Origin of the sequence: Rothia sp. HMSC066G02 (assembly GCF_001813145.1) — a bacterium.
GTDB lineage: Bacteria > Actinomycetota > Actinomycetes > Actinomycetales > Micrococcaceae > Rothia.
Map to the genome: position 1 here is coordinate 16,133 of NZ_KV811590.1, position 25,969 is coordinate 42,101.

16 protein-coding genes and 1 tRNA gene are annotated in these 25,969 nt (G+C 63.3%); 16 read left to right on the forward strand and 1 reads right to left on the reverse strand.

Annotation, left to right across the window (positions count from 1 at the left end):
- The first annotated feature begins 89 nt into the window (after window positions 1–89).
- From HMPREF2894_RS03980 to HMPREF2894_RS04050, 15 genes are all read left to right on the forward strand, one after another.
- Window positions 90–938 carry a PD-(D/E)XK nuclease family protein gene (locus HMPREF2894_RS03980; protein WP_070605482.1) on the forward strand — a complete coding sequence of 283 codons (849 nt, stop codon included), beginning with the start codon at window positions 90–92 and terminating at the stop codon, window positions 936–938.
- Between the two features lie 340 nt (window positions 939–1,278).
- The gene (gene def / locus HMPREF2894_RS03985; protein WP_049342135.1) at window positions 1,279–1,884 is read left to right on the forward strand and encodes a peptide deformylase; all 606 of its coding nucleotides are present in this window, start codon (window positions 1,279–1,281) and stop codon (window positions 1,882–1,884) included.
- Between the two features lie 6 nt (window positions 1,885–1,890).
- On the forward strand, window positions 1,891–2,859 hold the full coding sequence (gene fmt, locus HMPREF2894_RS03990; RefSeq protein WP_005505557.1) for a methionyl-tRNA formyltransferase: 969 nt from the start codon (window positions 1,891–1,893) through the stop codon (window positions 2,857–2,859).
- On the forward strand, window positions 2,856–4,808 hold the full coding sequence (locus tag HMPREF2894_RS03995; RefSeq protein WP_070677919.1) for an RsmB/NOP family class I SAM-dependent RNA methyltransferase: 1,953 nt from the start codon (window positions 2,856–2,858) through the stop codon (window positions 4,806–4,808). Before fmt ends, HMPREF2894_RS03995 begins: the two co-directional genes overlap by 4 nt.
- A gap of 54 nt (window positions 4,809–4,862) precedes the next feature.
- Window positions 4,863–5,564 carry a ribulose-phosphate 3-epimerase gene (rpe, locus tag HMPREF2894_RS04000; RefSeq protein WP_070605467.1) on the forward strand — a complete coding sequence of 234 codons (702 nt, stop codon included), beginning with the start codon at window positions 4,863–4,865 and terminating at the stop codon, window positions 5,562–5,564.
- Between the two features lie 352 nt (window positions 5,565–5,916).
- Complete coding sequence (locus HMPREF2894_RS04005) at window positions 5,917–6,990, forward strand: ABC transporter substrate-binding protein (protein WP_070677920.1); 1,074 nt, start codon at window positions 5,917–5,919, stop codon at window positions 6,988–6,990.
- Between the two features lie 126 nt (window positions 6,991–7,116).
- Complete coding sequence (locus HMPREF2894_RS04010) at window positions 7,117–9,195, forward strand: peptidase (RefSeq protein WP_070677922.1); 2,079 nt, start codon at window positions 7,117–7,119, stop codon at window positions 9,193–9,195.
- A 178-nt stretch (window positions 9,196–9,373) separates the two neighbouring features.
- Window positions 9,374–10,420 carry a plasmid partitioning protein gene (locus HMPREF2894_RS04015; protein ID WP_070677924.1) on the forward strand — a complete coding sequence of 349 codons (1,047 nt, stop codon included), beginning with the start codon at window positions 9,374–9,376 and terminating at the stop codon, window positions 10,418–10,420.
- 143 nt (window positions 10,421–10,563) lie between these two features.
- Window positions 10,564–11,631 carry a FecCD family ABC transporter permease gene (locus tag HMPREF2894_RS04020; RefSeq protein ID WP_083309905.1) on the forward strand — a complete coding sequence of 356 codons (1,068 nt, stop codon included), beginning with the start codon at window positions 10,564–10,566 and terminating at the stop codon, window positions 11,629–11,631.
- Window positions 11,631–12,737: a FecCD family ABC transporter permease gene (locus tag HMPREF2894_RS04025; RefSeq protein WP_070677926.1), complete on the forward strand. Its 1,107-nt coding sequence runs from the start codon at window positions 11,631–11,633 to the stop codon at window positions 12,735–12,737. Before HMPREF2894_RS04020 ends, HMPREF2894_RS04025 begins: the two co-directional genes overlap by 1 nt.
- On the forward strand, window positions 12,737–13,579 hold the full coding sequence (locus HMPREF2894_RS04030; protein ID WP_049347404.1) for an ABC transporter ATP-binding protein: 843 nt from the start codon (window positions 12,737–12,739) through the stop codon (window positions 13,577–13,579). Before HMPREF2894_RS04025 ends, HMPREF2894_RS04030 begins: the two co-directional genes overlap by 1 nt.
- 532 nt (window positions 13,580–14,111) lie before the next feature.
- Window positions 14,112–15,515 (forward strand): enterochelin esterase domain-containing protein, encoded by a 1,404-nt coding sequence (locus HMPREF2894_RS04035; RefSeq protein ID WP_141754527.1) that lies wholly within the window; start codon window positions 14,112–14,114, stop codon window positions 15,513–15,515.
- Between the two features lie 267 nt (window positions 15,516–15,782).
- On the forward strand, window positions 15,783–17,483 hold the full coding sequence (locus HMPREF2894_RS04040) for a (2,3-dihydroxybenzoyl)adenylate synthase (protein WP_070677928.1): 1,701 nt from the start codon (window positions 15,783–15,785) through the stop codon (window positions 17,481–17,483).
- A gap of 66 nt (window positions 17,484–17,549) precedes the next feature.
- Window positions 17,550–17,777, forward strand: a complete 228-nt coding sequence (locus HMPREF2894_RS04045) for a phosphopantetheine-binding protein (protein ID WP_005507422.1) — start codon at window positions 17,550–17,552, stop codon at window positions 17,775–17,777.
- Window positions 17,778–18,049: 272 nt separating this feature from the next.
- Window positions 18,050–22,438: a non-ribosomal peptide synthetase gene (locus HMPREF2894_RS04050; protein WP_210399397.1), complete on the forward strand. Its 4,389-nt coding sequence runs from the start codon at window positions 18,050–18,052 to the stop codon at window positions 22,436–22,438.
- Window positions 22,439–22,637: 199 nt separating this feature from the next.
- On the opposite strand, the gene aceE is transcribed toward HMPREF2894_RS04050, so the two are convergent.
- The gene (gene aceE / locus HMPREF2894_RS04055) at window positions 22,638–25,370 is read right to left on the reverse strand and encodes a pyruvate dehydrogenase (acetyl-transferring), homodimeric type (protein ID WP_070605447.1); all 2,733 of its coding nucleotides are present in this window, start codon (window positions 25,368–25,370) and stop codon (window positions 22,638–22,640) included.
- Between the two features lie 479 nt (window positions 25,371–25,849).
- Between aceE and HMPREF2894_RS04060 the strand changes: the two genes are divergently transcribed.
- Window positions 25,850–25,922, forward strand: a tRNA-Val gene (locus HMPREF2894_RS04060).
- The last annotated feature ends 47 nt before the right edge of the window (window positions 25,923–25,969 follow it).

Sequence of the window (25,969 nt, forward strand, 5' to 3'; positions counted from 1 at the left end):
ACGGGGGTTTTATTATGCCCACCGGTATTTGTGTCCACAAGCAGTACAAACCCAGCCGCGGACACAACCACCCGAGAATGAGGTACCCCGTGACAACACCCGAACTCGCCGCAGCCACCGACTACGGACGCATGTACGCGCGCGTCCGCGGAGGAGAACCCCTCGTCCCCTCCATCACCACCGTCATCGGGCAGCACGCCAACGACCTCAGCGGCTGGCACGGGTACATGGCCGCCAAAGCCGCCCTCGAAGACCAGCGCGCCTACCGCGCCACCGGATCCCACGGCCTCAAATTCGCCATCATCCGCGACGCAGCCAGCGCCTCCGAACGATACCGCGACGCAGCCGCCGCCCGAGGCGACCGCGTCCACAACTACGCCGAAGCCGTCGCCCTACGCGCCATGGGCCGCGAACACAACCTCGACGAAAGCCGCGAACAGCTCATCATCAACGGCGAACAAGCCTACGCCGACCGCTTCGACGAATGGTGGGAAGCCTTCAAGCCCCGCCCCCTCGCCGCCGAAGTCACCATCTGGAACGACACCGTCGGCTACGCGGGAACCCTCGACCTCGTCGCAGAAATCGCAGGCCGAACCTGCATCATCGACTACAAAACCAAAGGCACCGACAAACGCGGCCGCGTCAAAGCACTCGACGAAAAAGTCGTCATGCAGCTCGTTGCCGGACTCAAAGCCGAAGAATCCATCGTCGACCCTGACAAAGGCACCTGGGAACCCTGGAAATACGGCGACGCACCCGTCCTCATGGGCGTGGCCCTCGGCGAAACGCAGGTGCTGCCGCAGCAGGCGAACCCCGCCGTGCTCGAACGCAACTGGTACAAGTTCTGCGCCCTGCGCCGCGTCTGGGAATTCGACCGCCAGGTCCAAGAATTTGAAGACCCCGCGCTCATGCCCGTAGTACCCCCGCCCGCGGTATAGGGGAGTAACGAGCGTAGGGGAGAGGCTCAAACCCCCTGAGGAGGTGAGCCTAGGGAGGTGAGCCCAGGGAGGTGAGGCTCAGCCCTCACCCTGCCGCCTCCACCCCAGCGCCTCGATTCGTTCTAGATTCGCGCTACTGAATCGGCGACAATAGAACAATAGGCAGAACGGCGCACCTGCTGTGAAGAATGCGCCCGCTGTGAGAACCTGCTCCTGGGAGACCCCTCCTGCCGAGAGAGCCCGCCAGCGCAGTTTCACCCGCGAGGTTCTACCGGCGCAGTTCTGCAGCCATATTGAAATCCGTAAGCACATTCCCGGCACCCGCCGGCAAAGGAGAACCATGACCATCCTGAGCATCCGCACCGTAGGCGACCCGGTGCTGCGTAGCGTCTGCGACCCCATCACCGTCTTCGACGACGACCTGGCACGGCTTATCGACGACATGCTAGAAACCATGTACGACGTGGGCGGCGTGGGCCTTGCCGGCCCGCAGGTTGGCATCTCCAAACAAATCTTCACCTTCGGCGGCATTGACGACCGCGAAGGCTACATTATCAACCCCGTGCTCGAAGTCGGCGAAGAAGACCAGGAAGGCGGCGAAGGCTGCCTGTCCGTGCCCGGTCAGAAGTCCGCGACCCCTCGCAAGAACTGGGCGCGCGTGACCGGCGTGGACCGCCACGGCGAACCCCTCGTGCTGGAGGGTGAGGGCCTGTTCGCGCGCATGCTGCAGCACGAAACCGATCACCTGCATGGCAAGCTGTTCATCGATCGCCTCGTGGGTGAAGACCGCCAGCGCGTGATGCGTGCCCTGCGCGCCGCAGACTACAACTCGGTTGCCGCGAAGACCGTGACCGAGCGTGCAACCCGCGTGGGCGGTGCCTTCGGCGGCGGTGGCGCGTTCGGTGCAGGCTCTGCCGGTTCCTCCTTCGGTAGCTTCGGAAAGTAGGCTCACATGCTCAACATTATTTACGCAGGCACCCCCGAGGTTGCCGTGCCCCCGCTCGACTACCTGGCGAACTCCGATAAGGTTCGCGTGGTCGGCGTGCTCACCCGCGAAGACGCCCCCGTGGGCCGCAAGCGCGTGCTCACCCCCTCCCCGGTCGCGCAGCGCGCCGAGGAGCTCGGCCTGCCCATCGTGAAGGCAAACCGCTGGAACGACGAAGCCGCCGCAGCCATCGCCGAGCTGAACGCTGACGCAGCCGCCGTGGTCGCCTACGGCGCCCTGCTGCCGCTGCCCGCGCTCGAATCCCTGCGCTACGGCTGGGTCAACCTGCACTTCTCCAAGCTGCCCGCATGGCGCGGCGCCGCCCCCGTGCAACGCGCCCTCATCGCCGGTGAGCAGGAAATTTTCTCCACCACTTTCCTGCTCGAAGAAGGCCTGGACACCGGCCCCACCTTCGAACAGGAATCCACCCCCGTAGCCGCCGACGACACCGCAGGCACCGTGCTGATGCGCCTTGCAACCAGCGGCGGCGCACTGCTTGAACGCACCTTCGAACGCCTCGAAGCGGGCGAGAACGGCACCGTGCAGGTCGAGGACGAGTCGGTCAGCTACGCCTCCAAGATGAGCATTGCCGACGGCCGCCTCACCTGGACCGAACCCGCCGAACAGATCCTGGCACGCTTCCGCGGCGTCACCCCCGAACCCGGCGCATGGTGCGAACTGGGCGAAAACCGCTTCAAGATCGGTGGCCTGGCGGTAGCCGACGAGCGCCTGGTGCAGTCCCTGACCGAGGCGAACGGCGGCCCCCTCGCACCCGGTGCGGTGCGTCTGCACGCAAAGAAGGTACTCGTCGGCACCGGTACCGAACCCCTGATGCTGCTGCAGGTTCAGCCTGCCGGTAAGAAAATGATGGATGCGCCCGCGTGGGCTCGCGGCGCTGGCAAGGACATGGCGGAAGGCCTGGTGGTACTCGCATGAGCAACGAAAAGCGCCCCTACAAGGGAGAACACGGCAAGCCCGGTCACGCTGGCAATGGCAAGCCCGGCAACGGCAAGTTCAGCCAGGGTGAGGGCGGTGCGAAGCGTAAGCGTCGACGACGCTCTGGCTCCGGCTCCGGTGTGAGTGAGCAGAACCGCCAGCAGTCACAAAACTCCGAGCGCTCGCAGAACCAGCGCACCCAGAACCAGCGTTCCCAGGGCCGCCCGCAGAAGTGGGACGACAACTCCCGCCCCGAATCGCGCACCGGCCGCCGCTTTGACGGCCTGACCAGCGTCGAACGCGCCGCACGCCGCGCCAAGACCGAACACGACGACACCAAACGCGGTGGCGGCGGCACCTCCCAGCGCAATAAGAGCGGCCACGAACGCAACCGCCGCTCCATGTCCGCCCGCGAATTCTCCGCGGCGGCACCCTCCGCACGCTCGCGTACCGCAGACACCGCCCGCGCAACCGTCTTCGACGTACTGCGCTCCGTAGCGGAATCCGACGCCTACGCGAACCTCGTGCTGCCCAAGGCGATTCGTAGCCACCGCCTCGACCACCGCGACGCAGGCTTCGCCACCGAGCTGACCTACGGCACGCTACGCCACCAGGGCACCTACGACGCAATACTCAGCCGCTGCGTAGACCGCCCCATCGAGAAGGTCGGCACCACCACCCTGATCGTGCTGCGCATGGGCGTGCACCAGCTGCTGAACATGCGCGTTCCCGCCCACGCGGCACTGAACCAGAGCGTGTCCCTGGCACGTGAAAAGATCGGTGCGGGCCCGGCAAGCTTCATCAACGCGGTGCTGCGCCGCGTCTCCGAGCGCACCCCCGAAGAGTGGTACGAACTCATCATCGAGGACGCGAAGGACGACACCGAGCGAATGGCTCTGCTCGCCTCGCACCCCGGCTGGATTGTGCGTTCCATGCGCCAGGCACTCGTCGCGCACGGCCGCCCCGCCTCCGAAATTGAGCAGCTGCTCGAAGCGGACAACCTCGCCCCCGTAGTGAACCTGGTTGCGCTGCCCGGCCTGGGTAGCCTCGACGAGGCCCGCGAACAGGGCGCCGTCGACGGTGAGCTGGTTGAAGGTTCGGCGCTGTACGCCTCCGGCGACTTGGCGCGCCTGGAATCCGTACGTGAAGGCACCGTACGTGCCCAGGATGCCGGCTCCCAGCTGGTGGCACGCGCGCTCGCCGCAGCACCCCTGGACGGCACCGACACCGCCTGGCTCGACCTGTGCGCAGGCCCCGGCGGTAAGGCGGCACTCCTCGGTGCGCTCGGTATTCAGCGCGGCGCATCCCTGGTCGCCAACGAGGCGGCACCGCACCGCGCCCAGCTCGTGGAATCCTCCATGCGCCCCCTGTCCGAGGACAGCTACACGGTACTCACCGGCGACGGCCGCCAGATCCGCGAGACCCTGCGCAAGAACGCCTCTGACCTGCCCGGATCCATTGAGCCCGGTCAGCTTTTCGACCGCGTGATGGTGGATGTGCCCTGCTCCGGCCTGGGCGCCCTGCGCCGCCGCCCTGAGGCGCGTTGGCGCAAGTCCCCGCGCGATATTGCCGAGCTACTGCCCCTGCAACGTCAGCTCCTGGACGCAGCCATTGAGGCGACCCGCCCCGGCGGCGTCATCGCCTACGTGACCTGCTCCCCGCACGCGGCAGAAACCCAGAACATTGTTGCCGAGGTGCTCGAAAGCGGCGCGGTCAGCCTGCTTGATTCCGCCGCCGCACTGCGCGAAGTCGCCCTGCACACCGAAGGCGCGAACGGCGAGCCCGTGAGCGTGCTGGCGGGGGAGAAGGACCCCGGCCACACCCCCGAGATCAAGGTCAAGAAGGGCGCGCCGGTCCTGAAGGCTTCGGAGAACCCGACCACCGCGCAGCTGTGGCCGCACGTGCACGGAACCGACGCAATGTTCCTCGCCCTGCTGCGTAAGAACTAGCCGCTTCACCGCCTAGCATCACTGGCCATACGGCACGGATTTGAAAGGAACCCCATGGGTATTGCCATTAACCCGTCGATTCTCTCGGCGGATTTCGCGAACCTGCAGCGCGAGCTGGAGCGCATTTCCACCGCAGACGCCGCGCATATTGACGTGATGGACAACCACTTCGTCCCCAACCTCACCTGGGGTCCGCCGGTGGTCAAGCGTCTGCGCGAAATCTCCCCGGTGCCGTTCGACGTGCACCTGATGATTGAGGACGCCGACCGTTGGGCACCCGAATACGCCAGCATGGGCTGCGAATCGGTGACCTTCCACGCGGAGGCGGCTATCGCCCCCATCAAGCTGGCGCGCACCCTGCGTGCTGAGGGTGCGAAGGCGGGTATGGCGCTGCGTCCGGCAACCGCCGTGGAACCCTACCTGGACATGCTCAGCGAACTGGACATGCTGCTGATCATGACCGTGGAACCCGGCTTCGGCGGTCAGGCGTTCCTGGACGTGACCCTGCCGAAGATCGCCCGCGCCGCCAAGGCGATTGAGGGGGCGAACCTGCCGGTGACCGTGCAGGTGGACGGCGGCATCACCGAAGAGACCATCCTGCGTGCCGCGGAGGCTGGCGCAACCTGCTTCGTTGCCGGTAGCTCGGTCTACGGTGTGGATGAGGCGCTCGGCGGTCCGGAGGCGGCAATCGCCTCCCTGCGTGAGGCGGCCGCATCGGTCAAGCGTTCCAGCGCCGGATGCGGTTGCGGCTGCTAGCGGTGCTCGCCGGTAACGGCGCCCCGTATCGATGACACCCCCGCATCTATAAAACTTCAACGCCCCGTTGCGAAGATTGCGCCCCGTCGCGGCTCTTCGCGGCGGGGCGTTTTGCGTGCCCGGCTTTCTCAACCACCGCAGATTTATAGCGAGGTAATAGCAGGGGAGAGACACCCAGTTAAGCGACATAGTGTCAGCAAGACTATGACAAAGCGTGAGATATGTTACCCCGCGCAATTCCGCGGTAAAACCGGGCATCCCGGCGGTCAGAAAAAGCAAACTGAACACATCTTGATGTAACACTCAGATATCTGTAAGGTTAGGTATAGTTTAGTCAAATCTAGGGGGAACTATGTCTTTCAACCGAACCGAGCTGACCGACGCCGAAAACCACGGCGCATCGGGCGTTAACCGCCGCGCATTCTTCGGCCTGGCGCTCGCCTCCTCGGCTGCTCTCGCCCTCGCGGCATGCAGCAGCGAGACCACCACGACCACCACTTCCGGCGGTTCCACCTCCGGTGGCAACAGCGGCACCCGCACCATCAAGGACATTGACGACGAGAATGTAGAAGTTCCCGCCAACCCGAAGAAGGTTATCGTCCTCTCCGAACCCACCCTCGACGGCCTGCTCGCCCTCGGCGTGACCCCCGTCGGTTCCGTCTCCGGTCGCGGCCAGTCCGGCGTGCCCAACTACCTTGCCGACCGCGCCAAGGGCGTGCAGATTATCGGCACCGTCGCCCAGGTCAACTACGAGCAGATCGGCAACCTTGACCCCGACCTGATTCTGGTCGACTCCACCGGCGTGGACAAGCGCTCCGAGGCCTTCGAAACTCTCAAGAAGATCGCCCCCGTCGTCTACTGCGGCTACGCGGGCGGAGACTGGCGCATCAACTTCCGCAACGTCGCCAACGCTATGAACATGGTCGACAAGGGCGAAGAAGTCATCAAGGCATACGAGTCAAACGCCGCTACGCTGAAGGACCAGCTCGCCCCCAAGTACGGCGACAAGACCTTCTCCATCGTCCGCTGGGCAGGCAACGGCCCCGCCCTGATCCTCAAGGAACTGCCCGCCGGCCAGGTACTCAACGACCTGGGCCTTAAGCGCCCCGAGTCGCAGGACCGAAACGGTCAGGGCCACTCCGAGCCCGTCTCCCTCGAGAACCTGGCAACCATCGACGCGGACTACATGTTCCTGGGCACCCTCGGCGGCGCAAGCCAGCAGAACCCGAACGCGCAGGGCTCCGCAGGTCTGCAGGGCGCCGAAGAAGCACTGAACAAGGCGAAGGAAACCTCCGGCTTCACCAACCTGAAGGCATTCAAGGACGACCACGTGATTCTCGTGGACGGCTCCAAGTGGACCTCCACCGGCGGCCCGCTACTGCTCGAGGGCATTATCGAAGACGTCAAGAAGGCGCTTCCGCTCTAAACGCCCCGCTCTAAATACCCTGTGAAGCAATCACCCGCTGAAGCTTCCGCCATCCTTCCCGCCGCGACCTAAAAACCGCGGCGGGAAGGGGATGCACGACCCACCACACCATCCTCAAGGACCACAATGACCGAAACTCGACCCGTGCGCACCGCAGCCCGCTACGGTGCCGTCGTGGCTCTCGCCGGCGCGCTCATCACCCCCGGAGCAGCGCTGACCGGCACCACTCTCGCATTCGCGGATACCCCCGCCGCCACCCAGCAGGAAGCTAAGGCTGCCGTGACCATCTCCACCGAGAAGTGGCGTGAAGGTAAGCTCGTGCTGCGCGGCACCGGCTTTACCAGCACCGCACCCGGTCGCGGCGCAGTGTTCGCCGTGAAGTTCCTCGACGCCCTGCCGGATGAAGCGCACCAGGCGATTAACCCGATCACCAAGAAGGGCGGCAACTCGCCCGCGAACTTCATGGCAACCGCCAAGGAGGACGGCACTTTTGAGGTTGAGGTGTCCCTGCCGACCCCCGAAAACACCGGTCTGACCGCTGAGCAGCTGAAGAACAAGGGCTGGACCGTGGAGGGTACCAGCCACCGTATTCAGGTGCTTTCCGGTTCCCTGGGTGGTACGGATGCGGACGGTAACACCTACGACCGTCGTGCATCTGTGTCGCAGAATATTACGCTGAGCGATCCGGAGCCGAGCCCCGCACCGACCGCAGAGCCCACTGCTGACCCCAGCGCCACCGCTGAGCCTTCTGCGACTGCCGAGCCTACCGCTGAGCCCAGCGTAACTGCAGAGCCTTCTGCAACTGCCGAGCCTACCGCTGAGCCTTCTGTGACTGCCGAGCCTACTGCGGAGCCCTCTGCTACCGCAGAACCCACCCCGGCACCTACCGCAGAGCCCACCGCTGACCCCAAGCCTGCTGACCCCAAGCCCGCGAACCCCGTGAAGGCGAATGTCACCATCTCCACCGAAAAGTGGCGCGAAGGCAAGATTGTGGTGCGCGGTGAAGGCTTCGTGAGCAACGCCCCCGGTCGCGGCGCCGTATTTGCGGTCAAGTTCCTGGATGCCCTCCCCGATGATGCACACCAGGCCATTAACCCCCTGACCAATAAGGGTGGCAACTCGCCCGCGAACTTCATGGCAACCGCCAATGAAGACGGCACCTTTGAGGTTGAGGTTCCCCTACCCACCACCGAAAACACCGGTCTGAGCGCTGAAGATTTGGCTAAGGCAGGCTGGGCTACCGAAAATTCCGAGCACAACGTGCAGATTCTCTCCGGTTCCTTGGGCGGAGCAGATGAGCAGGGTAAAAACTACGACCGCGGCGTGTCTATCCGACAGAAGATTAAGCTCAGCGACAAGGCTCCGGAGTACGCCCCCGGTGACGCGCCCGAGCCGGTCAACGCCTCCGAACTGACTAACGGTAATGGCGTGCAGGTGAGCCGTGACGGCTCCACCGTGACCGTGACCGTGCCGAACGCTGAACCGGGCACCTGGGTGTACGCCGCGACCTACCTCGGCAACTCCCCGCAGACCCTCTACGGCTCCGGCTGGAAGCGTCTGGATAACAACCGCAGCTTCAGCTACGAAACCACCGTGAGTATGCCCGCCGCCACCTACCGTGTGGTCGTGCACAACGGCAACCAGGGCGCTGAAAATGCGGTGCTCGGTTTTGCTGACATGACCGTGGAACGTGCCGTTACCCCTCGTCAGGAAGTTTCCCGCGATGAGCAGGACGCCACCGACCAGCAGGTCGAAGAGCTGAACGAGAACCCCGCAACCGCAACCTCCACGGCACCTGTGCCCATGCGTAACGCAGGCGGTCGCATCAGCACCCGCGCCACCGACGTAGACGCATCCCTCGCCGCCCTCTCGCAGAGCACCGCTCCGGTCGTGAACCGCGTGCAGGCTAAGGCGAAGGTTCAGAACGCGCAGAAGTCCCTGGCTACCAGCTTGCAGAAGACCGAAGCCAACGCGAAGAAGGCTGCGAAGGCAGCCGCTGGTTCGCAGAACTCGCAGAACTCGCAGAACACGCAGGGTTCGCAGAACTCCGCCGCTGGCACCAAGGCACAGGGCCCGACCATTGAGGGTACTGAGCTGACCGGTCTGACCAAGTGGCTGGTGAACAACGCCAATAACCTGCTGCTCTCGGCGGCTGGCCTGGTGGTTTTGGCTGCGGCTCTGCTGTTGCGCACCTCCAAGAAGTAAGCTCTCTGACCACACATTCACACCGGCACCGGCTCACGCCCCACACTTTTGACCCTGCACCCTTGAACAGGGGCGTGGATCGGGTGCCTCCAACCATTCGGGTCACGACCCGCTGAACTGCACCTCCACGAACCCGGTAGCGTTCAGCTTCGACCCCGGTAATTTTGAAAGGACCACCATGCGTGCACCTTTTTCGGGAGCCCCGAAGGCATCCCTGACCTCTAAGGCGCTGACCGCCTGTGCTGCCGCAACCCTGGCGCTGGGCTTGGGCGTTGGCACTGCATCCGCTCTGCCTCCGGGCGGTGCGAAGGCATCTACCCCCGGCACCTCTTCGACTGTTTCCTCCTCTGTGAGCGAGCACGGCGTGATTTCCTTTAGCGTGAGCGGCTTCCCCGCAAACACTGTGGTGTCCGTGAAGGTGGACGACGGTAACCTGTGCCCCTCCGATGCGGCACAGGGCGCTTGCGTGGTGCACCAGCAGAAGACCGATGGCAACGGTAACGTCTCCGGTTCCTTCGTTCTGCCGGATGTTGGCGCTGGCACTCACACTCTGCGTTTCCTTGCAACTGGTGAGAAGCGTGACAAGGACGGCAAGTACCTGGGCACCGAGGCGTACAGCAACCGTAGCCCCGAGTTCACCGTGGTGGGTGAGGGCGGTTCGGATAATTCCTCCTCGAACTCTTCGGGTTCTTCCTCGAACCGCGGCTCTTCCAGCTCGAAGAGCAACGGTGGTTCCTCGAACGGCGGCTCGAACTCTAACAACTCAGACTCTGCAGACGAGGCTCAGGGCTCTAACGATTCCAACGAGTCCTCGTCCAATGGTGGTTCGAACGGCTCCTCGAATGGTTCTGCAGGTGGCGCGGCTGAGGCTGAGACCGTGTACACCGACGCTGAGGGCAACACCATCACTAAGGAGGAGTACGACCGCCTGAACGCGGAAGCTGACTCTTCCGGTACCTCCGGTACCTCTGGCTCTTCCGCTGCGCCTGCTGCTTCGGCTTCTGCAAATGCCCAGAAGAAGGCGACCGCTTCGGCGAGCGCGTCCTCTTCGGCTGCTGCGCGCGGTACTGCGTCAAACCCGAGCGCTTCGGCTTCGGGCGCGGCTAACACCGCATCCACCGTTCAGACCGTGACTTACGGTGCTGCGTTCCCGTGGATTGGCGTGGTGGTTCTGGGCGTAAGCATTGTGGGTGCCGCTGCGCTGCTGCTGGCCCGCAAGCGCTAAGACATAACGTCGGATGCGGGTGGGGGAGTACCCTACCCGCTCCGGCGTTTCTCTCATTATCTACCGGTGTGCCGGGTGCCCCCTCTTGCGGCGGGGTGCCGGGTGCGCCTCCCCGTTTTCTTGTATCGAGCATAAGGAGCATAGTGGCCCGCACGAGCTCATTGTCCCGAGGTGTTCAGCAGGAGAGTACGTCCCGTCAGGGGTCTGTGATTCAGGGGCAGAAGTTGGGTAAGCGCCTGGCTTTTCTGTTCTTGTTTGCGGTGCTTTTGGTGGGGGCTGTGGCTGCTTCTTTGCTGTTCGGGTCGAATAATCTTCCGCCAGATCAGGTTCTGGCTGTTTTCAATGGCACTGCTTCTGAGCAGGCGCAGACGATTGTGATGGAGCAGCGCATTCCGCGTACCTTGGTGGGTCTTGCGGCGGGTGCGGCGTTGGCGGTTGCCGGTTCTTTGATGCAGTCGTTGACTCGTAACCCGCTGGCTGAGCCCGGCCTGATGGGTGTGAATGCCGGTGCTGCGGTGGCTGTGATTGCTTCCGTGGTGGTTTTTGGCGTGATGGGTATTTGGCAGTACATGGTTGCTGCGACGATTGGTGGCGCGTTGGCTGCGGTGCTGGTGTACACGCTGGGTCGTGGTCGTGACGGGTCGATTGTGAAGCTCGCTCTGGCGGGTGTGGCGATTTCTGCGGCGCTGTCGGCGATTGCACAGGGCCTGATTTTGGCTGATCAGGATGCATATAACGAGTTCCGTGTGTGGGTTGCCGGTTCGCTGGAGGGCCGCGGTATGGATATCGCGTCGACGGTGGGTCCGGTGATTCTGCTGGGTATGCTGGTGGCGTTCTTTGTGGCTCCTGCGATTAATGCTCTGAGTATGGGCGAGGAGGCGGCGACCAGCCTCGGCGTGAGTGTGCGTACGACCCAGAATTTGACGTTGCTGGCGGTGACGGTGCTTGCCGGTGCGGCGACTGCTGCGGTGGGTCCGATTGGTTTTGTGGGTTTGGCGGTGCCGTTTGTGGTGCGTGCCCTACTCGGTAATGATGTGCGCTGGGTGAATTATGGTTCGGCGCTGTTGGGTCCGGTGTGGCTGCTGTGTGCTGACGTGTTGGCGCGTGTGCTGGTGGCTCCGCAGGAGACTCAGGTGGGTATTGTGGCGACTCTTGCCGGTGCCCCGGTGTTCTTGTTCTTGATGACTCGTCGTAAGGTGGAGGCTCTCTAATGTCGAATTCTTCCGCTGTTTCGACGGCGACCGTCACCACTGCAGCTAATCGTTCTGTGCGTCGTAGCGGCCGCGATTTGGGTGGCCGCCCGGTGTTGACTGTGCGCGGTCCGCTGAGTGCTCAGGTGCCGTGGCGTGTGCTGATTTTGAATGTGGCGTTGGTGGTGCTGATTGCGGCGCTGGCGTTTTGGGGCATGTTGCAGGGTGATTATAAGATCGCCCCGGAGAAGCTGATCCCGGCGCTGCTGGGTGAGGGCAAGCAGATTACGGTGACTTTCGCTCAGCAGCGTGCGGCGCGTATTGTGGCGGCGCTTCTGGTGGGTGCGGCGCTTGGTCTCTCGGGTGCGATTTTCCAGGTGATTTCGGGTAATGCCCTGGGTTCGCCGGATATTATCGGCTTCACGAATGGTGCTGCGACCGGTGCGCTGTTGCAGATTATTGTCTTCAATTCCGGCCCCGTTGAGGTTGCTCTGGGTGCTGTGGTTGGTGGCTTGGCGACTTCGGTGCTGGTGTGGCTGTTGACGCGCCGCACGGGCCTGCATGGCTTCCGCTTGGTGCTGGTCGGTATTGGTGTGGGGTCGACCCTGGCGGCGTTCAATGCGCTGCTGGTGGTGCGTGCTTCGCTGACTCAGGCGCAGACCGCGGCGTCCTGGCTTGCCGGTTCGCTCAATGACATCACGTGGGAGCGCACCTACGCGCTGATGGGTCTGCTGCTCGTGGTGACTCCGCTGTTGCTGATGCTGGTCCGCCCGCTGGGCGCGATTCGTTTTGGTGACCAGGTGGCATCCGGTTTGGGTGTGAGCGTGAACGCGTACCGTGTGGCGGCTCTGTTTATCGGTGTGCTTCTGGTTTCGCTGGCGACCGCGACGACCGGCCCGATTGCCTTTGTCGCCCTGGCGGCACCGCACATCGCGAAGACCCTGTCTCGCAGTGGCGGGGTGGGCTTCACCTCCGCGGCACTTATGGGTGCGCTCATGGTGCTCGGCTCTGACCTGATTGGCCGATTCGCTGTTCCCGGACGCATCATTCAGGTGGGTGTGGTGACCGGCGCGATTGGCGGCCTGTACCTGATTTACCTGATTTACCTCGAAAGGAAGAAGAGCTAGTGAACGCTAGTGTGACGACCCGCCTTGAAGGCGAGAACATGGTGGTTGCCTACGGTGAGCATACGGTGCTCAACGGGGTAGATTTTCAGGTGCCGGAGGGGGAGCTGACCGTTATCTTGGGCCCGAACGCCTGCGGTAAGTCGACCACCCTGAAGGCTCTTGCCCGCGTGAACCCGCTCAAGCAGGGTGAGGTTCGCCTGGACGGCACCCCGCTGCCGCAGATGAAGTCCCGCGCTATCGCGAAGATCTTGGCGATGCTGCCGCAGACCCCGGAGGCGCCTAGCGGCGTGACCGTGGCAGATGTGGTGGCGCGCGGCCGCTACCCGCACCAGTCGCTGCTGCGTTCCTGGTCTGATGAGGACGAGCGCGCCTGTGTGGAGGCGATGCAGGCGGCGAACGTGCTGGAGCTTGCTGAGCGTCCCATTGAGGCGCTTTCGGGTGGTCAGCGTCAGCGTGTGTGGATTGCCATGACCCTGGCGCAGCAGACCCCGCTGATTCTGCTCGATGAGCCGACCACTTACCTGGACATCACGCACCAGATCGAGGTGCTGAACCTGACGAAGAAATTGCATTCCGAAGGGCGAACGGTAGCCGTGGTGTTGCATGACCTGAACCTTGCTTTCAGGTATGCTACTCATGTTGTGTTAATGAAGCAGGGCCGGATTATCGCTCAGGGCGATCCGCGTGCGATAATTACACCGGAACTTATCCAGGAAGTTTTTGACCTGCAATCGGTTATTATTCCTGATCCATGCACTGGCACCCCTTTGGTTATTCCGAAGGAGAACCAAACAATTCATATTGCCGCTGACGCTATTTCGGCGGCCCGCGAAAGCGAATAGTTTTCGCCCCTAAGCCGCGTGGGAGTTAGCGCCAACCGTCTCAGTACGGGTGGAAAAGCTCGGCATTGCGCCGAGTAGCGAACGTTAGGATCTGAGGGACCCAGGATCCCCTGCGCGTAGGGCGCCTACCCGGTGCTCGCCCGTCTTTGACGCATGAACGGCTCCGAGCACTGGGTAGGTTCCATTTTGGGAACCCGTAGATGAGGCACCGAGACTGCCGCATGAGACCTTCACTGTTTGAAGGTTTGATGCACGGTCTCGGTGCCTCATCTCTTTTAACTTCTGGGCTGGGCTGGTCTTAGGTGGGGCTGGGCTGGGTTGGTCTTAGGTGGGGTTGTGGCGGCTTGCGCTTGGGTTTTAGGAGCCCGCGCTCGCTGTCATGAATGTCATGTTGTGGTTCTTTCGCTTTTCCCTTTGGCTGGAGTTTGGGTAAGGGATACCATAGAGTGAGGTAGTAGAGGCTAACTAACGATAATGCGCCTCCTCACCGATTCTCACCGATTGAGTGTTTCCACAGACCAAGGAGGAACCGTTGGGCGAGCACGAACCCACCGCGACCGTTCCCGCGCAGAGTATTTCTGCACAGAATACTTCTGCCCAGAACACTTCTGAACAGGCTACTTCTGCGCAGCCGCGTACCGTTGCGCCGGCTGTGCGCCCGACCCCTCCTAAAACCCCGCGCCCCGTACCGGCACCGCGCGTGGACAGCCCCCTCATCAGCGCCCTCATCGCCGAGGCGGTCAGCCCCGAAGAGCTGAACGCCCGCATCGTTGAGGCCGTCTCCGAAGGCACCCCCATTATTGAGCCGGTGCACCGCGAAGACGGCAGCATCAGCGAGAACGAGCGCATCGTCACCTTCCTCTACCACAATGAGCAGGCGGAGCAGGTGCTCATGTTCATCAACCGCCTGACCGATGAGAAGAACCTCGACCGTTCCCTCATGACCCGCATTGAGGGCACCGCCTGGTGGCAGCTGAGCATGCAGATGGAAACCACCTGGCGCGCCTCCTACAACTTCTTGCCGGCGCTGCCCGGCGAGCGCCCCGCCTGGCTGGGCGATGACGACCAGGTGCGCCTGCGCGCCGCACTGGACTCCGGCGAGGGCGACCCGCTGAACCCCGAGACCGCGTGCAACCGTATCGGTCGTTGCATGGGTGTGGTGCAGCTTGAGCACGCGCCGGTGCAGGAGTTCCTCCTGACTCAGGAAGAGATTGACGCGCTGCCCGCCCCCGAGTGGATGCAGACCTCTGACGGTCACCAGTATGTGCTCGGCCGCGTGGGTGACCCCGCCCCGGATGCGCCGCTGTTCATCCAGTTCGACGGTGAGATGTGGTTCAGCCAGGGTATGGAGCACACCCTCAACCGTGCCCACGAGGCCGGTCGTATTCCGGCGATGCACGTGTTCTTCCTGCACTCTGGCGGTCGTGAGAACCGCTGGAAGGAGCTGAACGGCGACAACCCGATTGCCGACTACCTGGTAGAGATCGCGTTCCCGCACCTGGAGGCAGTGCACTGCATTAAGACCGCGCCGCAGAACATTGTGATTAACGGTCAGTCGCTGGGCGGGCTGTCCTCCCTGCTGGCGGTGCTGAGCCGCCCGGAGGCGTTTGGCGGCGCGATCGCGCAGTCTTCGTCGCTGTGGCAACCGCAGGTCATGGACCGCCTGGACGAGCTGGAAGCGGCGGGTGAGATCGACCGCCTGCGCCACCTGTACCTTGAGATTGAGGTGGGGGAGCAGGAGTGGGTTCTGGTGCCTCCTCACCGCGAGCTGAAGGAGCGCCTGGAAAAGCTGGGCCTGAAGAATGTGCGTTGCACGACCTTCAACGGCGGTCACGATTATGCGTGCTGGCGTGGTGCGATTGTGCCGGCGTTGGAACGTATTATTGCTGCCCGCCGGGAGGCTGAGCGCGCTGAGCGGAGCTTAGCTGAGGAGTAGCGAGAGATCGCCTAGGGATCCTGCACGGGTAGAGCACACCCCGCATGGTGGGCGTGCGCGGTTCCCGTTAGGGTAAACACCGCCGCGCCCGTATCCTAGAGAAGTACAGCCTAAGAGAAGTGCAACACTACCGCGCCGCGAGGGGTGCCGAAGGGTACCCGGCGCAGGTTGCGCACCCGCCCTCATTGACGAGATGGCATCACGCTGCGAACGCACGCAGCACGTGAGCGCTATAGAAACCGCAAACGACACAGAAATCGAGAGAAGATGACCGTAGAACGTAGCCCCCTGGCCCCCACGCCGCTCATCCCCGAGTCTTTTGCCGCGAAGTACCGCGAAGCCGGCTACTGGATTGACCAGACCATCCCCGAGTTCCTGCTAGATGCATGCCGCGCGAAGCCGCACTTCCCGGCGCTGGTGGCGCTCTCGCACGCGCAGCTCGATGAGGACGGCAAGCCCCAGCAGATTCGCCTCTCCTACGGTGAGCTGGAGGCGGCAGGTCGTGCCGCTGCGGCGCGCCTCGTTCAGGCTGGCGTGCAGCCCGGTGACCGTGTGCTGCTGCAGCTGGGTAACACCGCCGAGTACCTGGTGTACCTGCTGGGTATTTTCTGGGCGGCGGCGTTGCCGGTGTTCTGCCTGCCGCAGCACCGCACCACCGAGCTCGTGCACTTTGCGACCCGCACCGACGCTGCGGCGCACGTGTTCTCTTCGCTGACCCCGGGCGCAGATTTCACCGCCCTGCACGAGGACGTTGCCGCCGAGCTGCGCAAGAACTCCCTGGAGCCGCCGGTTGCTATTGACGTTGCGGAGCCGCTGACCCCGCTGACCGAAGAAGAGCTCGCTGAAGAGTTCGTGCCCGGCGTCATTCAGAACACCGAGAACCTGCGTGCGAGCGAGCAGGTGGCGTTCCTGCAGCTCTCCGGCGGTACGACCGGCATTTCGAAGCTGATTCCTCGCACCCACGCCGCCTACCTGTACTCGGTGCGCGGCTCGGTCGATATCTGCAAGCTGAACAACAACACGACCATGCTCGTGGTGCTGCCCGCCGCGCACAACTTCACGATGAGCTCGCCCGGTATTCTGGGCGTCATGTGCGCCTCCGGCAAGCTGGTGTTTGCGGCGGATCCGTCCCCGCAGACTGCGTTCCACCTCATTGAGATGGAGGGTGTGACCACCTCCGCGCTGGTGCCGCCGCTGGCTCAGGCATGGGTCGCCTCCGCGGAGAAGCGCGGCGTGTCCCTGCCGTCCCTGCAGACCCTGCAGGTGGGCGGTTCGAAGCTGGCCCCGGCGGTTGCGGGCAAGATTGAGTCGGTGCTCGGCTGCACCGTTCAGCAGGTGTTCGGCATGGCTGAGGGCCTGGTGAACTACACCCGCTCGACCGACCCGATTGAGCTGCGTCTGAGGACCCAGGGCTACCCGATCAGCCCCGACGACGAAATCCTGATTGTTGATGATCAGGACCAGCCGGTCAAGCGCGGCGAGAGCGGCCACCTGCTCACCCGCGGCCCGTACACGATTCGCGGCTACTACCTGGAGGAGAACGCGAACCGTTACGGCTTCACCGAGGACGGCTTCTACCGCACCGGCGACATTGTGCGACTGGTTGCCGGCAAGTACCTTGAGGTGACCGGCCGTGCGAAGGACCAGATTAACCGCAACGGCGAGAAGATTGCCGTGGACGAAATTGAAGAGCTGGCGCTGACCCACCCCGACGTTTTTGACGCCGTGGTTCTGGGCATCCCGGATGAGACTGTGGGCGAGCGTGTGGGCCTGGTCATTGTGCCGCAGGAAGGCGCCGACCTGGGCGAAAACCCGCGCCGCACGATGCACGAGTTCTTCACTTCGAAGAAGCTCGCCGACTTCAAGATCCCGGAGCGCGTGCAGGTTCTGCAGGAGCTGCCCACCACGAACGTGGGTAAGATTTCTCGCCGCGAACTGCGCGCCAAGCTTGCCGAAATTTTCGGCTAAACCCTTTGAGCTGACCATTTTCAGCTAAACCGTACGCCCTTATTCCTACCCCTATTGAGGAGAAAAATGTCCGCATTTGAGACCCTGCGCCCCATCATGGAGAAGTACATCGTCGAGCCCGACTCCCTGCAGACCGCTTTTGACGAGCCGACCACCGACCTGTTCTCCCTAGGCATGGACTCTATGGGCGCATTCGCCCTGCTCGACGACCTTGCCGCTGAGGGCGCCGTAATTGAGTTTACCGAGCTGGTGGAGAACCCGACCGTGGAGTTCATCGCCTCCCGCCTGGGCTAAGCGTTATCACACCCCGAGTGCCCGCCTGCCGCGAATGCAGGCGGGTACCCGGGGTGTTTGCTACTCGCCTCGTTTTTCTGTGCGCCGGTTTTACGCCGTGTTGTGTAGCTGCGTTTACCCCTGTCAGCGCACTTCTGTCAGCGCACTTCTGTCAGCGCACTTCTGCCAGCGTGAAGCGGCGGGGCAGTAGCCTACCTTTCACACCTACCTTTAACACACCGCATATCTCATCCCTAATCCAGACCCCTAATCCAGACCTTTGAGAGGCCACCATGGGCGTAGCTGATACTACCGCACCCGCTAGCTTCGGGACTGCTTCCGACCTTCGCACCGCCGCGAACCCCTCCGCACAGCACAGCGCTGACAGCCCCTGGCTACCGCTGACCACTAACGCACGCGGCATCTACTTTGCCGCCGCGATTGACCCGACGAACCCCTGCTACAACACCGCGGAGGTTCTGCAATGCCCCGCAGACACCGACCTCGCCCTGCTGCGTGAGGCTTTTGAGCAGCTCTACCGCGAGAACGAGGGCTTCCGCGTGCGCACCCGCATTGCCGATGGTGCCGCCTCCCAGCAGATTCTGCCGCTTGAGGCGTTCCTCGAGGGTATTGACCTGCTCGTGGACGGAGGCGAACTGGACGGGGGCGAACTGGAGGAGGGCGAGCTGAGCGGCACCGCCGAGGCGGGGGAGGAGAACGCCTCTGACCTGCCTGACTCAGCCCTGCCCGACTCTGATTTGCCCGCGCCGGTGCGTGCCTGGGCGCAGCGTCTGCTCGCCCAGCCCCTCGCCACCGATGAGGGCGTGACCGTGCGTAGCGCAGTGGCGCGTTACGGCGGGTTCCTCTGGGTTTATCACTCGTTCTCCCACGTGGTTGCCGACGGGTTCGCCGCGTTCAACGGCCTCTCCCGCGTGGCGGCGATATACCGCGCCCTGTCCGCCGGTCAGCCGGTTCCGGCAACCCGCCGCATGAGCCTGCAGCAGCTGCTCGACGCCGACGATGCCGCCTCCACCGCCCGTGACAAAGACGTCGCCTTCTGGGAGGCGAGCGGCGCCCTGGAGCAGGAAGACACCTCGCTGGCGGGTCGTACCGCCTCCCCGTCGGCGCAGTCTGTGCGCCTGGCGTTCAGCATTGACGTGCCCACCCAGCAGGCCCTGCTGGATGCGGCAAAGCAGCACGCTGTCTCCTGGCCCGTGCTGGCGACCGCCGCCGTCGGCTCCTACCTGGCGCGTGTGGGCGGCTACCCGCAGGCTTCGTTCGGCGTGCCGCAGATGAACCGCATGTTCGCCCGCACCCTGCCGGAGGCGACCCGCGCCCTGGGTACGGCGAGCGCGCAGACCGGCTGTACCGCGGTGAACGTTCTGCCGGTGCAGGTTGCGGCGACCTGCCCCATCTCGGAGTCCCTGCACTCGGTGAAGGAACAGTACGCCCGCAACGCGGAGCATCCGCTGGCTCGTCAGGAAGACCTCGAACGTACCGCGCGTAACGCCCAGTCCAGGCTGTTTGGTGCGCAGATTAACGTGGTGCCCTTTGACGCGGTGCTACCGCTGGCGGCACCCTCGAAGGACGAGTCCGGAACTGTACAGCCGGTACCGACTGCGCGTATTCACAATATCTCTGCCGGTCCCGTTGCTGACGCGACCTTCACCCTGCGCGGCATGCCCGGCCGCGGCAACAGCATCTCCTGCGAGATTGACATGAACCCGGCGCTCTACACCGCTGAGGAGCTGGAACGTCACGCCGCCCGCCTGCGCGAGTGGCTGCCCGCCTACGCGGCGGAGGCGCAGCGCGAGGGCGCCTCCCTGAACAACCTTGGTTTGGCGACCGAGGCGGAGCTTGCGACCCTGCGCGAGCTGACCGCCCCGGCGCTTACCGAGCACCCGATGGAGTACAAGACCCTGCTGGGTCGCTTCCGTGATGCGGTGGCGGCGCATCCGCAGGCGCTCGCGGTGCTGGATTCTGCCCCCGCGCCCGGTGAGGTGCTCACCCCCGAGTCGGAGCGCGCCTACGCTTTTGACCGCGCCCTCACCTACGCCGAACTGGACGAGCGCGCCCGTGCGCTTGCCGCGCAGCTGCTGGACTGGGGTGTTCGCCCTTCCGACGCAGTGGGTCTGCGTGTGCACCGCGGCGCCGAGCAGTACGTGGCGCTGTACGCCCTGCTGTACGCTGGCGCCACCTACGTTCCGGTGCTTCCTGATCTGCCCGCCGAGCGTGTGGGCGTGATGATGGAGGACGCCGAGTGCTCCCTGCTTCTGCACGGCCCCGGTCTGCAGCCGCTGAGCGCGGAAGAGCTGAACCCGCAGGAACCGCAGCGTCACGCAAACCTGCCCCAGCACACCCTACCGCAGCTGAGCATCGAGGAAGCTGTACAGGCACCCGCCGCTGAGGAGCTTCCGGGCGCGAAAACCGGCCTGGACGAGGACGCCTACGTTCTCTTCACCTCCGGCTCCACGGGCCGTCCGAAGGGCGTTGCCATCAGCCACCGCTCGATTGACAACCGCCTGCGCTGGCAGCAGCACCAGATTCCGGTGGGGGAGGGCGACCGCGTTCTGCACAAGACCCCCATCTCCTTTGACGTGCACGTGTGGGAGCTGTACTGGCCGCTCGCCGAGGGTGCCGCCGTGGTCATTGCCGCCCCGGATGGGCACCGCGACCCCGCCTACCTGGCGCGCGTGATTGCCGAGCAGTCCGTCACGGCGGTGCACTTTGTGCCGACCATGCTGTCGGCGCTGACCTCTTCGCCGGCGGCGCGCCGCATCCTGGCTGATGCTGGCTTCGGTCAGGGTCGAGAGCAGGCCCTGCGCTATGTGGTTTGCTCGGGTGAGGCGCTGCAGAAGGACCAGGTGCAGGCTGCGGGCGAGGTTCTGGGCGTGTACCCGCTGAACCTGTACGGCCCGACCGAGGCGGCGGTGGACGTGACCTTCTGGGAGACCTCCACCGACCCGCAGCGCGAGAGCGTGCCCATTGGCGAGCCGGTCTGGAACACCGGCACCCTGATTCTTGACCCGACCGGCCACCCCGTGCCGGTGGGCGTGACGGGCGAACTGCACCTGTCGGGTGTGCAGCTGGCGCGCGGCTACAAGAACAACCCGCAGGCGACCGCGGCGGCTTTTGTGGAGCAGGCTCCTGCCGGTGCGCTCGCGCTGCTGAACGGTGAGAGTCAGCGCCTGTACCGTACGGGTGATTTGGCGTGCTGGGAGATTCTTCCCGATGGTCGCGCCGTCATTGGCTACCGCGGCCGCACGGATTATCAGATTAAGGTGCGCGGTCAGCGCCTGGAGCTGGGCGATATTGAGATGGCTCTTGCCGCGGTTGAGGGCGTGAGCGCTTCGGTGGCTCTGCTGTACCGCGGTCTGCGTGAGCCTGCCCTGGCGGCGGTGCTGGAGGTGGGCGACGTGCCCGCTGAGCGTGCCGAGCAGCTGGTGGAGGCGGCGCGCGAGCATTGTGCGCAGGTTCTGCCGGACTACATGGTTCCGACCCTGTGGCACACCCTGCCTGCTCTGCCGGTGAGCCCCTCCGGTAAGGCGGATCGCAAGCTGTTGGCGTCCCTCGACCTGACCCCTCAGACTTCTGATGCTGAGGGCCCGCACGGCCTGCTGGAGCAGCAGCTGTGCTCGATTATTGCGGGCGTGCTGGGTCGTGAGCGTTTCGGCGTGGATGAGGATTTCTTCGCTTCGGGCGGTCATTCGCTGGCGGCTCTTGAGGTGATTGCCGCGGTTGAAGAGCAGCTGGGTCTGAGCGTGAGCATCGGTGCGCTTTTTGCGCATCCGACCGTGCAGGCTTTGGTGGCGTCCATTGCTGGTGAGCGCGGCGAGGGCGCGGAGTTCGCGCCGGTTCTGCCGCTGCGTGAGCACATTTTGACTCAGCGCGAACACGTTGTGACTCAGCGTGAGCAGCCCGTTGTCCCCGATACGACCGAGGCCCCCGCGCCGCTGTTTATTCTGCCGCCCGCGGGTGGTTTGGGCTGGTGCTATGCGGGGTACCTCTCGCATCTTCCGGCTCAGCAGGGTGTGTATGCTTTGCAGGCTGAGGCGTTCTCTGACCCGCAGGCCGGGTTTGCGTCGAGCCTGCAGGAGCTGGCTGAGGGCTACCTGAAGCTGATTGAGAAGACCCTGGCGGAGCGTTCGTTGCCGCGTCGTTTTGCGTTGATGGGCTGGTCTGTGGGCGGTACTGCCGCGGTGCAGGTGGCGGCCCTGGCGCAGGCTGCGGGTGCGCAGGTTGAGCGTGTCATCCTGTTGGATGCGTATCCTTCGGAGCAGTGGCAGGGCGTGCCTGCGCCGGATGAGCAGGAGAGCTTCCGTGCGCTGCTGCGTATGGGCGGTTTGCCGGAGCCTGCGGCTGGTGAGCAGCTTGACCTGCCGGGTACGTTGGAGCGTCTGCAGAAGGCGGGTTCGGCGATGGGTTACCTACCGGAGGAGAAGTTGGGCGTGTGCCTGGGTAGTATGCGTGCTTCGGCGGCGTTGATGCGTGGTGCTGAGCAGGCGTTCTTTGATGGTGATGTGTTGCTGGTGGGTGTGCCGCATGAGGATCAGCCGTATTTGGACGCGGCGGGTTGGGCGGCGCATGCGTCGTCGTTCCGTGCGGTGCTGCTGGAGGGTACGCACCCTGATTTGGTGAATCCGGCGCGTTTGGCGGAGGTGACCGGCCACTTCGCCGGCTAGACGCACCAGGCAACCAAAACTCCGGTCACGTCTGATTTATTACGTAAGAAACGCATAGTCAACGAGCATATCGACAGGAATCAGCTCGGGTATCCTGCACCCCTTCACAGTTAAAACACGAAAGCCCCCGGTTGATGAATCATCAACCGGGGGCATCGTTTAGCTTCTAACGCAGAACCGGGGTTCTACAGCTAAATGCTTAGTGCTGCTCCAGCTCGGAGTTAGCGTTCACGTTGAGCAGGTCGTACTTAGCGAATGCCTTCGCGGGAACGTCTGCTGCAACCTCGCCGCGCTTTGCCAGCATCTGCAGGGTACGGACAACAACCGACTCTGCATCGATGTGGAAGAAGCGACGTGCGCCCGGGCGGGTGTCTGCGAAGCCGAAGCCGTCAGCACCCAGGGTTGCGAAGTCGTTCGGAACGAACTGGCGGATCTGGTCGGGAACATCCGAAGCGAAGTCGGTGGTCGCGACGATCGGGCCAGCAGCGCCAGCCAGCTTCTGGGTCACGTAAGGAACGCGAGCGGGCTGGTTCGGGTTCAGCAGAGCCTCTTCCTCAGCGGCAATGCCGTCGCGGCGCAGCTCGGTCCACGAGGTGACAGACCAGACGTCTGCGGAGACGCCCCAGTCCTCAGCCAGCAGCTGCTGAGCCTTCTCAGCCCACGGAACAGCAACGCCGGATGCCAGCAGCTGTGCCTTGGGGCCGGAGGTCAGCGGGGACTCGCTGATCTTGTGGATACCCTTGATGATGCCCTCAACGTCAACGTTTGCCGGCTCAGCAGGCTGGTGAATCGGCTCGTTGTACACGGTCAGGTAGTACATGACGTTGTGGTCTTCGTCCTTGGTACCGTACATCTGCTCGATACCGCGCTCCACGATGTGAGCGATCTCGTAGCCGTAAGCCGGGTCGTAGATCTTGAACGCCGGGTTGGTGGACGCCAGAATCGGGGAGTGGCCATCGTTGTGCTGCAGACCCTCACCGGACAGGGTGGTACGACCTGCGGTTGCACCGATGACGAAGCCGCGGCACAGCTGGTCGGCAGCAGCCCAGAAGCCGTCGCCAGTGCGCTGGAAGCCGAACATCGAGTAGAAGATGTAAATCGGGATCATCGGCTCGCCGTGGGTGTCGTAGGAGGAGCCCAGTGCGATGAACGCAGCGGTTGCGCCTGCCTCGTTAATACCCACGTGAACGATCTGGCCCTCGGGGGACTCGGTGTAGGTGAGCATGAGCTGGTGGTCAACGGGCACGTAGTTCTGACCGTTGGGGTTGTACAGCTTAGCCGAGGGGAAGAAGGAGTCCATACCGAAGGTACGTGCCTCATCGGGGGTGATGGGAGCGATACGGTGACCGAAGCCCTTCACACGCATGAGGTCCTTCATCAGGCGGACGAACGCCATGGTGGTAGCAGCGGTCTGCTTGCCGGAGCCCTTCTTGGTCTGTGCGTAGACCTTGGACTCGGGCAGGATAATCTCAGGCTGGGTGTTTGCACGGCCGGGGATGTAACCGCCGAGTTCCTTGCGGCGTGCCTGCATGTACTGCAGTGCCGGGTGGTTTGCCTCGGGCAGGTAATACGGCGGGTTGTACAGATCCTTCTCCAGCTCCTCGTCGGAGATGGGGATGTTCAGGTGGTCACGGAAACCCTTCAGTGCTTCCATGGTGAACTTCTTGATCTGGTGGGTGGAGTTACGTGCCTCGAAGTAGGGGCCGAGCTCTGCACCCTTAATGGACTGTGCCAGGATGACGGTGGGCTTGCCCTTGGTCTCCATAGCTTCCTTGTAGGCTGCGTAGAGCTTCTTGTCGTCGTGGCCACCCAGGCGCAGGTTGAAGATCTGCTCGTCGGTCAGGTCTGCAACCAGTTCCTTGGTTTCGGGGTACTTGCCGAAGAAGTGCTCGCGGATGTAGCCACCGTCTTCGCCACGGAAGGTCTGGTAGTCACCGTCGAGGGTCTCGTTCATCAGCTGGATGAGCTTGCCGCTCTTGTCCTTCTTGAGCAGCTCGTCGTAGTCGGAGCCCCACAGGACCTTGATGACGTGCCAGCCTGCGCCGCGGAAGAATGCCTCGAGCTCCTGAACGATCTTGCCGTTACCGCGAACGGGGCCGTCCAGACGCTGCAGGTTGCAGTTGACGACGAAGGTCAGGTTGTCCAGGTGCTCGTTTGCAGCCAGCTGCAGTGCACCACGCGACTCGGGCTCGTCCATTTCGCCGTCGCCCAGGAATGCCCAGACGTGCTGCTCGGAGGTGTCCTTGATCTTGTGGTTGTGCAGGTACTTGTTGAAGGATGCCTGGTGGATTGCGTTCAGGGGGCCCAGACCCATGGAAACGGTCGGGAACTGCCAGAACTCGGGCATGCAACGGGGGTGCGGGTACGAAGGAATACCGTTTGCGCCCTTGGTCTTCTCCTGGCGGAAGCCGTCCATCTGCTCTTCGGTCAGGACGCCCTCAACGAATGCGCGGGAGTAGACACCGGGGGAGGAGTGACCCTGGAAGAAGACCTGGTCACCGCCACCGGGGTGGTTACGGCCGCGGAAGAAGTGGTTCTGGCCCATTTCGTAGAGGTCAGCCACACCTGCGAAGGTGGAGATGTGACCGCCAACGCCGATGCCCTTCTTCTGGGCACGCTGAACCATAATTGCTGCGTTCCAACGAATCCATGCGCGGTACTGGCGCTCGAGTTCCTCATCACCGGGGTACTCGGGCTGCTGGTCGACGGGGATGGTGTTGATGTAGTCGGTCTTGACCAGAGTCGGGACCTTAACGCCCTTCTCGCCAGCCTCCTTGAGCAGTGCGCGAAGGATGTACTCTGCACGCTCGGTGCCGTGAGTCTTGATAAGGTCCTCGAGGGACTCGGCCCACTCCTGGGTCTCTTCTACGTCGATGTCCTTCAGGCCATCAAGAAGGGTGCTCAGGGAGTGCTCGTTCGGTACGTTAGCCAAACTAATCCAACCTCTCTTCTGTGCGGTTGTGAGATCGCCCGCCCGCGATGTTGCGTTGTCGAACAATCTTTGTGTTTAAGCGCCATAGATCCGTGGGGTCTACTTCGCTACTTATCTCTACTATCTTAGACCTAAATGTGGGCTTCTTGGCATCAAACGAAGGTTTTTGTGATGTGGGTTTCGCGGCTTAGCTCTCTAAGCGAAAAATATGCGCATCAAAAGTACTAGTTAGGGTCTTTTTGCACCTATATAGCGCGGAATGGTGGGGTGGGCGGAATGGCGCGGAATGAGAGGGTGTGGCTTGTTTCTGAGGGGGAGGGTAGCTGTGGCTTGGTGTGGCTTGATGTTGGGTGCGGTGGGAAAATGAAAAAAATATTGAGACATAGAACACGTGTTCTGGATTTGCGTGGCACCTCAAAAGCCCGTATAGTTTTCTCTTGTGTTCGCCACTGAAACAAAAACAAATCAGTGAGAACTACGGGTCTTTAGCTCAGCTGGTAGAGCGCCACGTTTACACCGTGGATGTCATCGGTTCGATCCCGGTAGGACCCACCGATTACCCCGGTATGAACTGCGCCCCGAAACTTGGACGCTATAAA

Coding starts and splice junctions, on each gene's coding strand:
- def (WP_049342135.1), top strand. CDS start 1,279: ATGACCATCCTGAGCATCCGCACCGTAGGCGACCCGGTGCTGCGTAGC.
- HMPREF2894_RS04010 (WP_070677922.1), top strand. CDS start 7,117: ATGACCGAAACTCGACCCGTGCGCACCGCAGCCCGCTACGGTGCCGTC.
- HMPREF2894_RS04050 (WP_210399397.1), top strand. CDS start 18,050: ATGGGCGTAGCTGATACTACCGCACCCGCTAGCTTCGGGACTGCTTCC.
- HMPREF2894_RS03995 (WP_070677919.1), top strand. CDS start 2,856: ATGAGCAACGAAAAGCGCCCCTACAAGGGAGAACACGGCAAGCCCGGT.
- HMPREF2894_RS04045 (WP_005507422.1), top strand. CDS start 17,550: ATGTCCGCATTTGAGACCCTGCGCCCCATCATGGAGAAGTACATCGTC.
- HMPREF2894_RS04005 (WP_070677920.1), top strand. CDS start 5,917: ATGTCTTTCAACCGAACCGAGCTGACCGACGCCGAAAACCACGGCGCA.
- HMPREF2894_RS04025 (WP_070677926.1), top strand. CDS start 11,631: ATGTCGAATTCTTCCGCTGTTTCGACGGCGACCGTCACCACTGCAGCT.
- fmt (WP_005505557.1), top strand. CDS start 1,891: ATGCTCAACATTATTTACGCAGGCACCCCCGAGGTTGCCGTGCCCCCG.
- rpe (WP_070605467.1), top strand. CDS start 4,863: ATGGGTATTGCCATTAACCCGTCGATTCTCTCGGCGGATTTCGCGAAC.
- HMPREF2894_RS04040 (WP_070677928.1), top strand. CDS start 15,783: ATGACCGTAGAACGTAGCCCCCTGGCCCCCACGCCGCTCATCCCCGAG.
- HMPREF2894_RS04015 (WP_070677924.1), top strand. CDS start 9,374: ATGCGTGCACCTTTTTCGGGAGCCCCGAAGGCATCCCTGACCTCTAAG.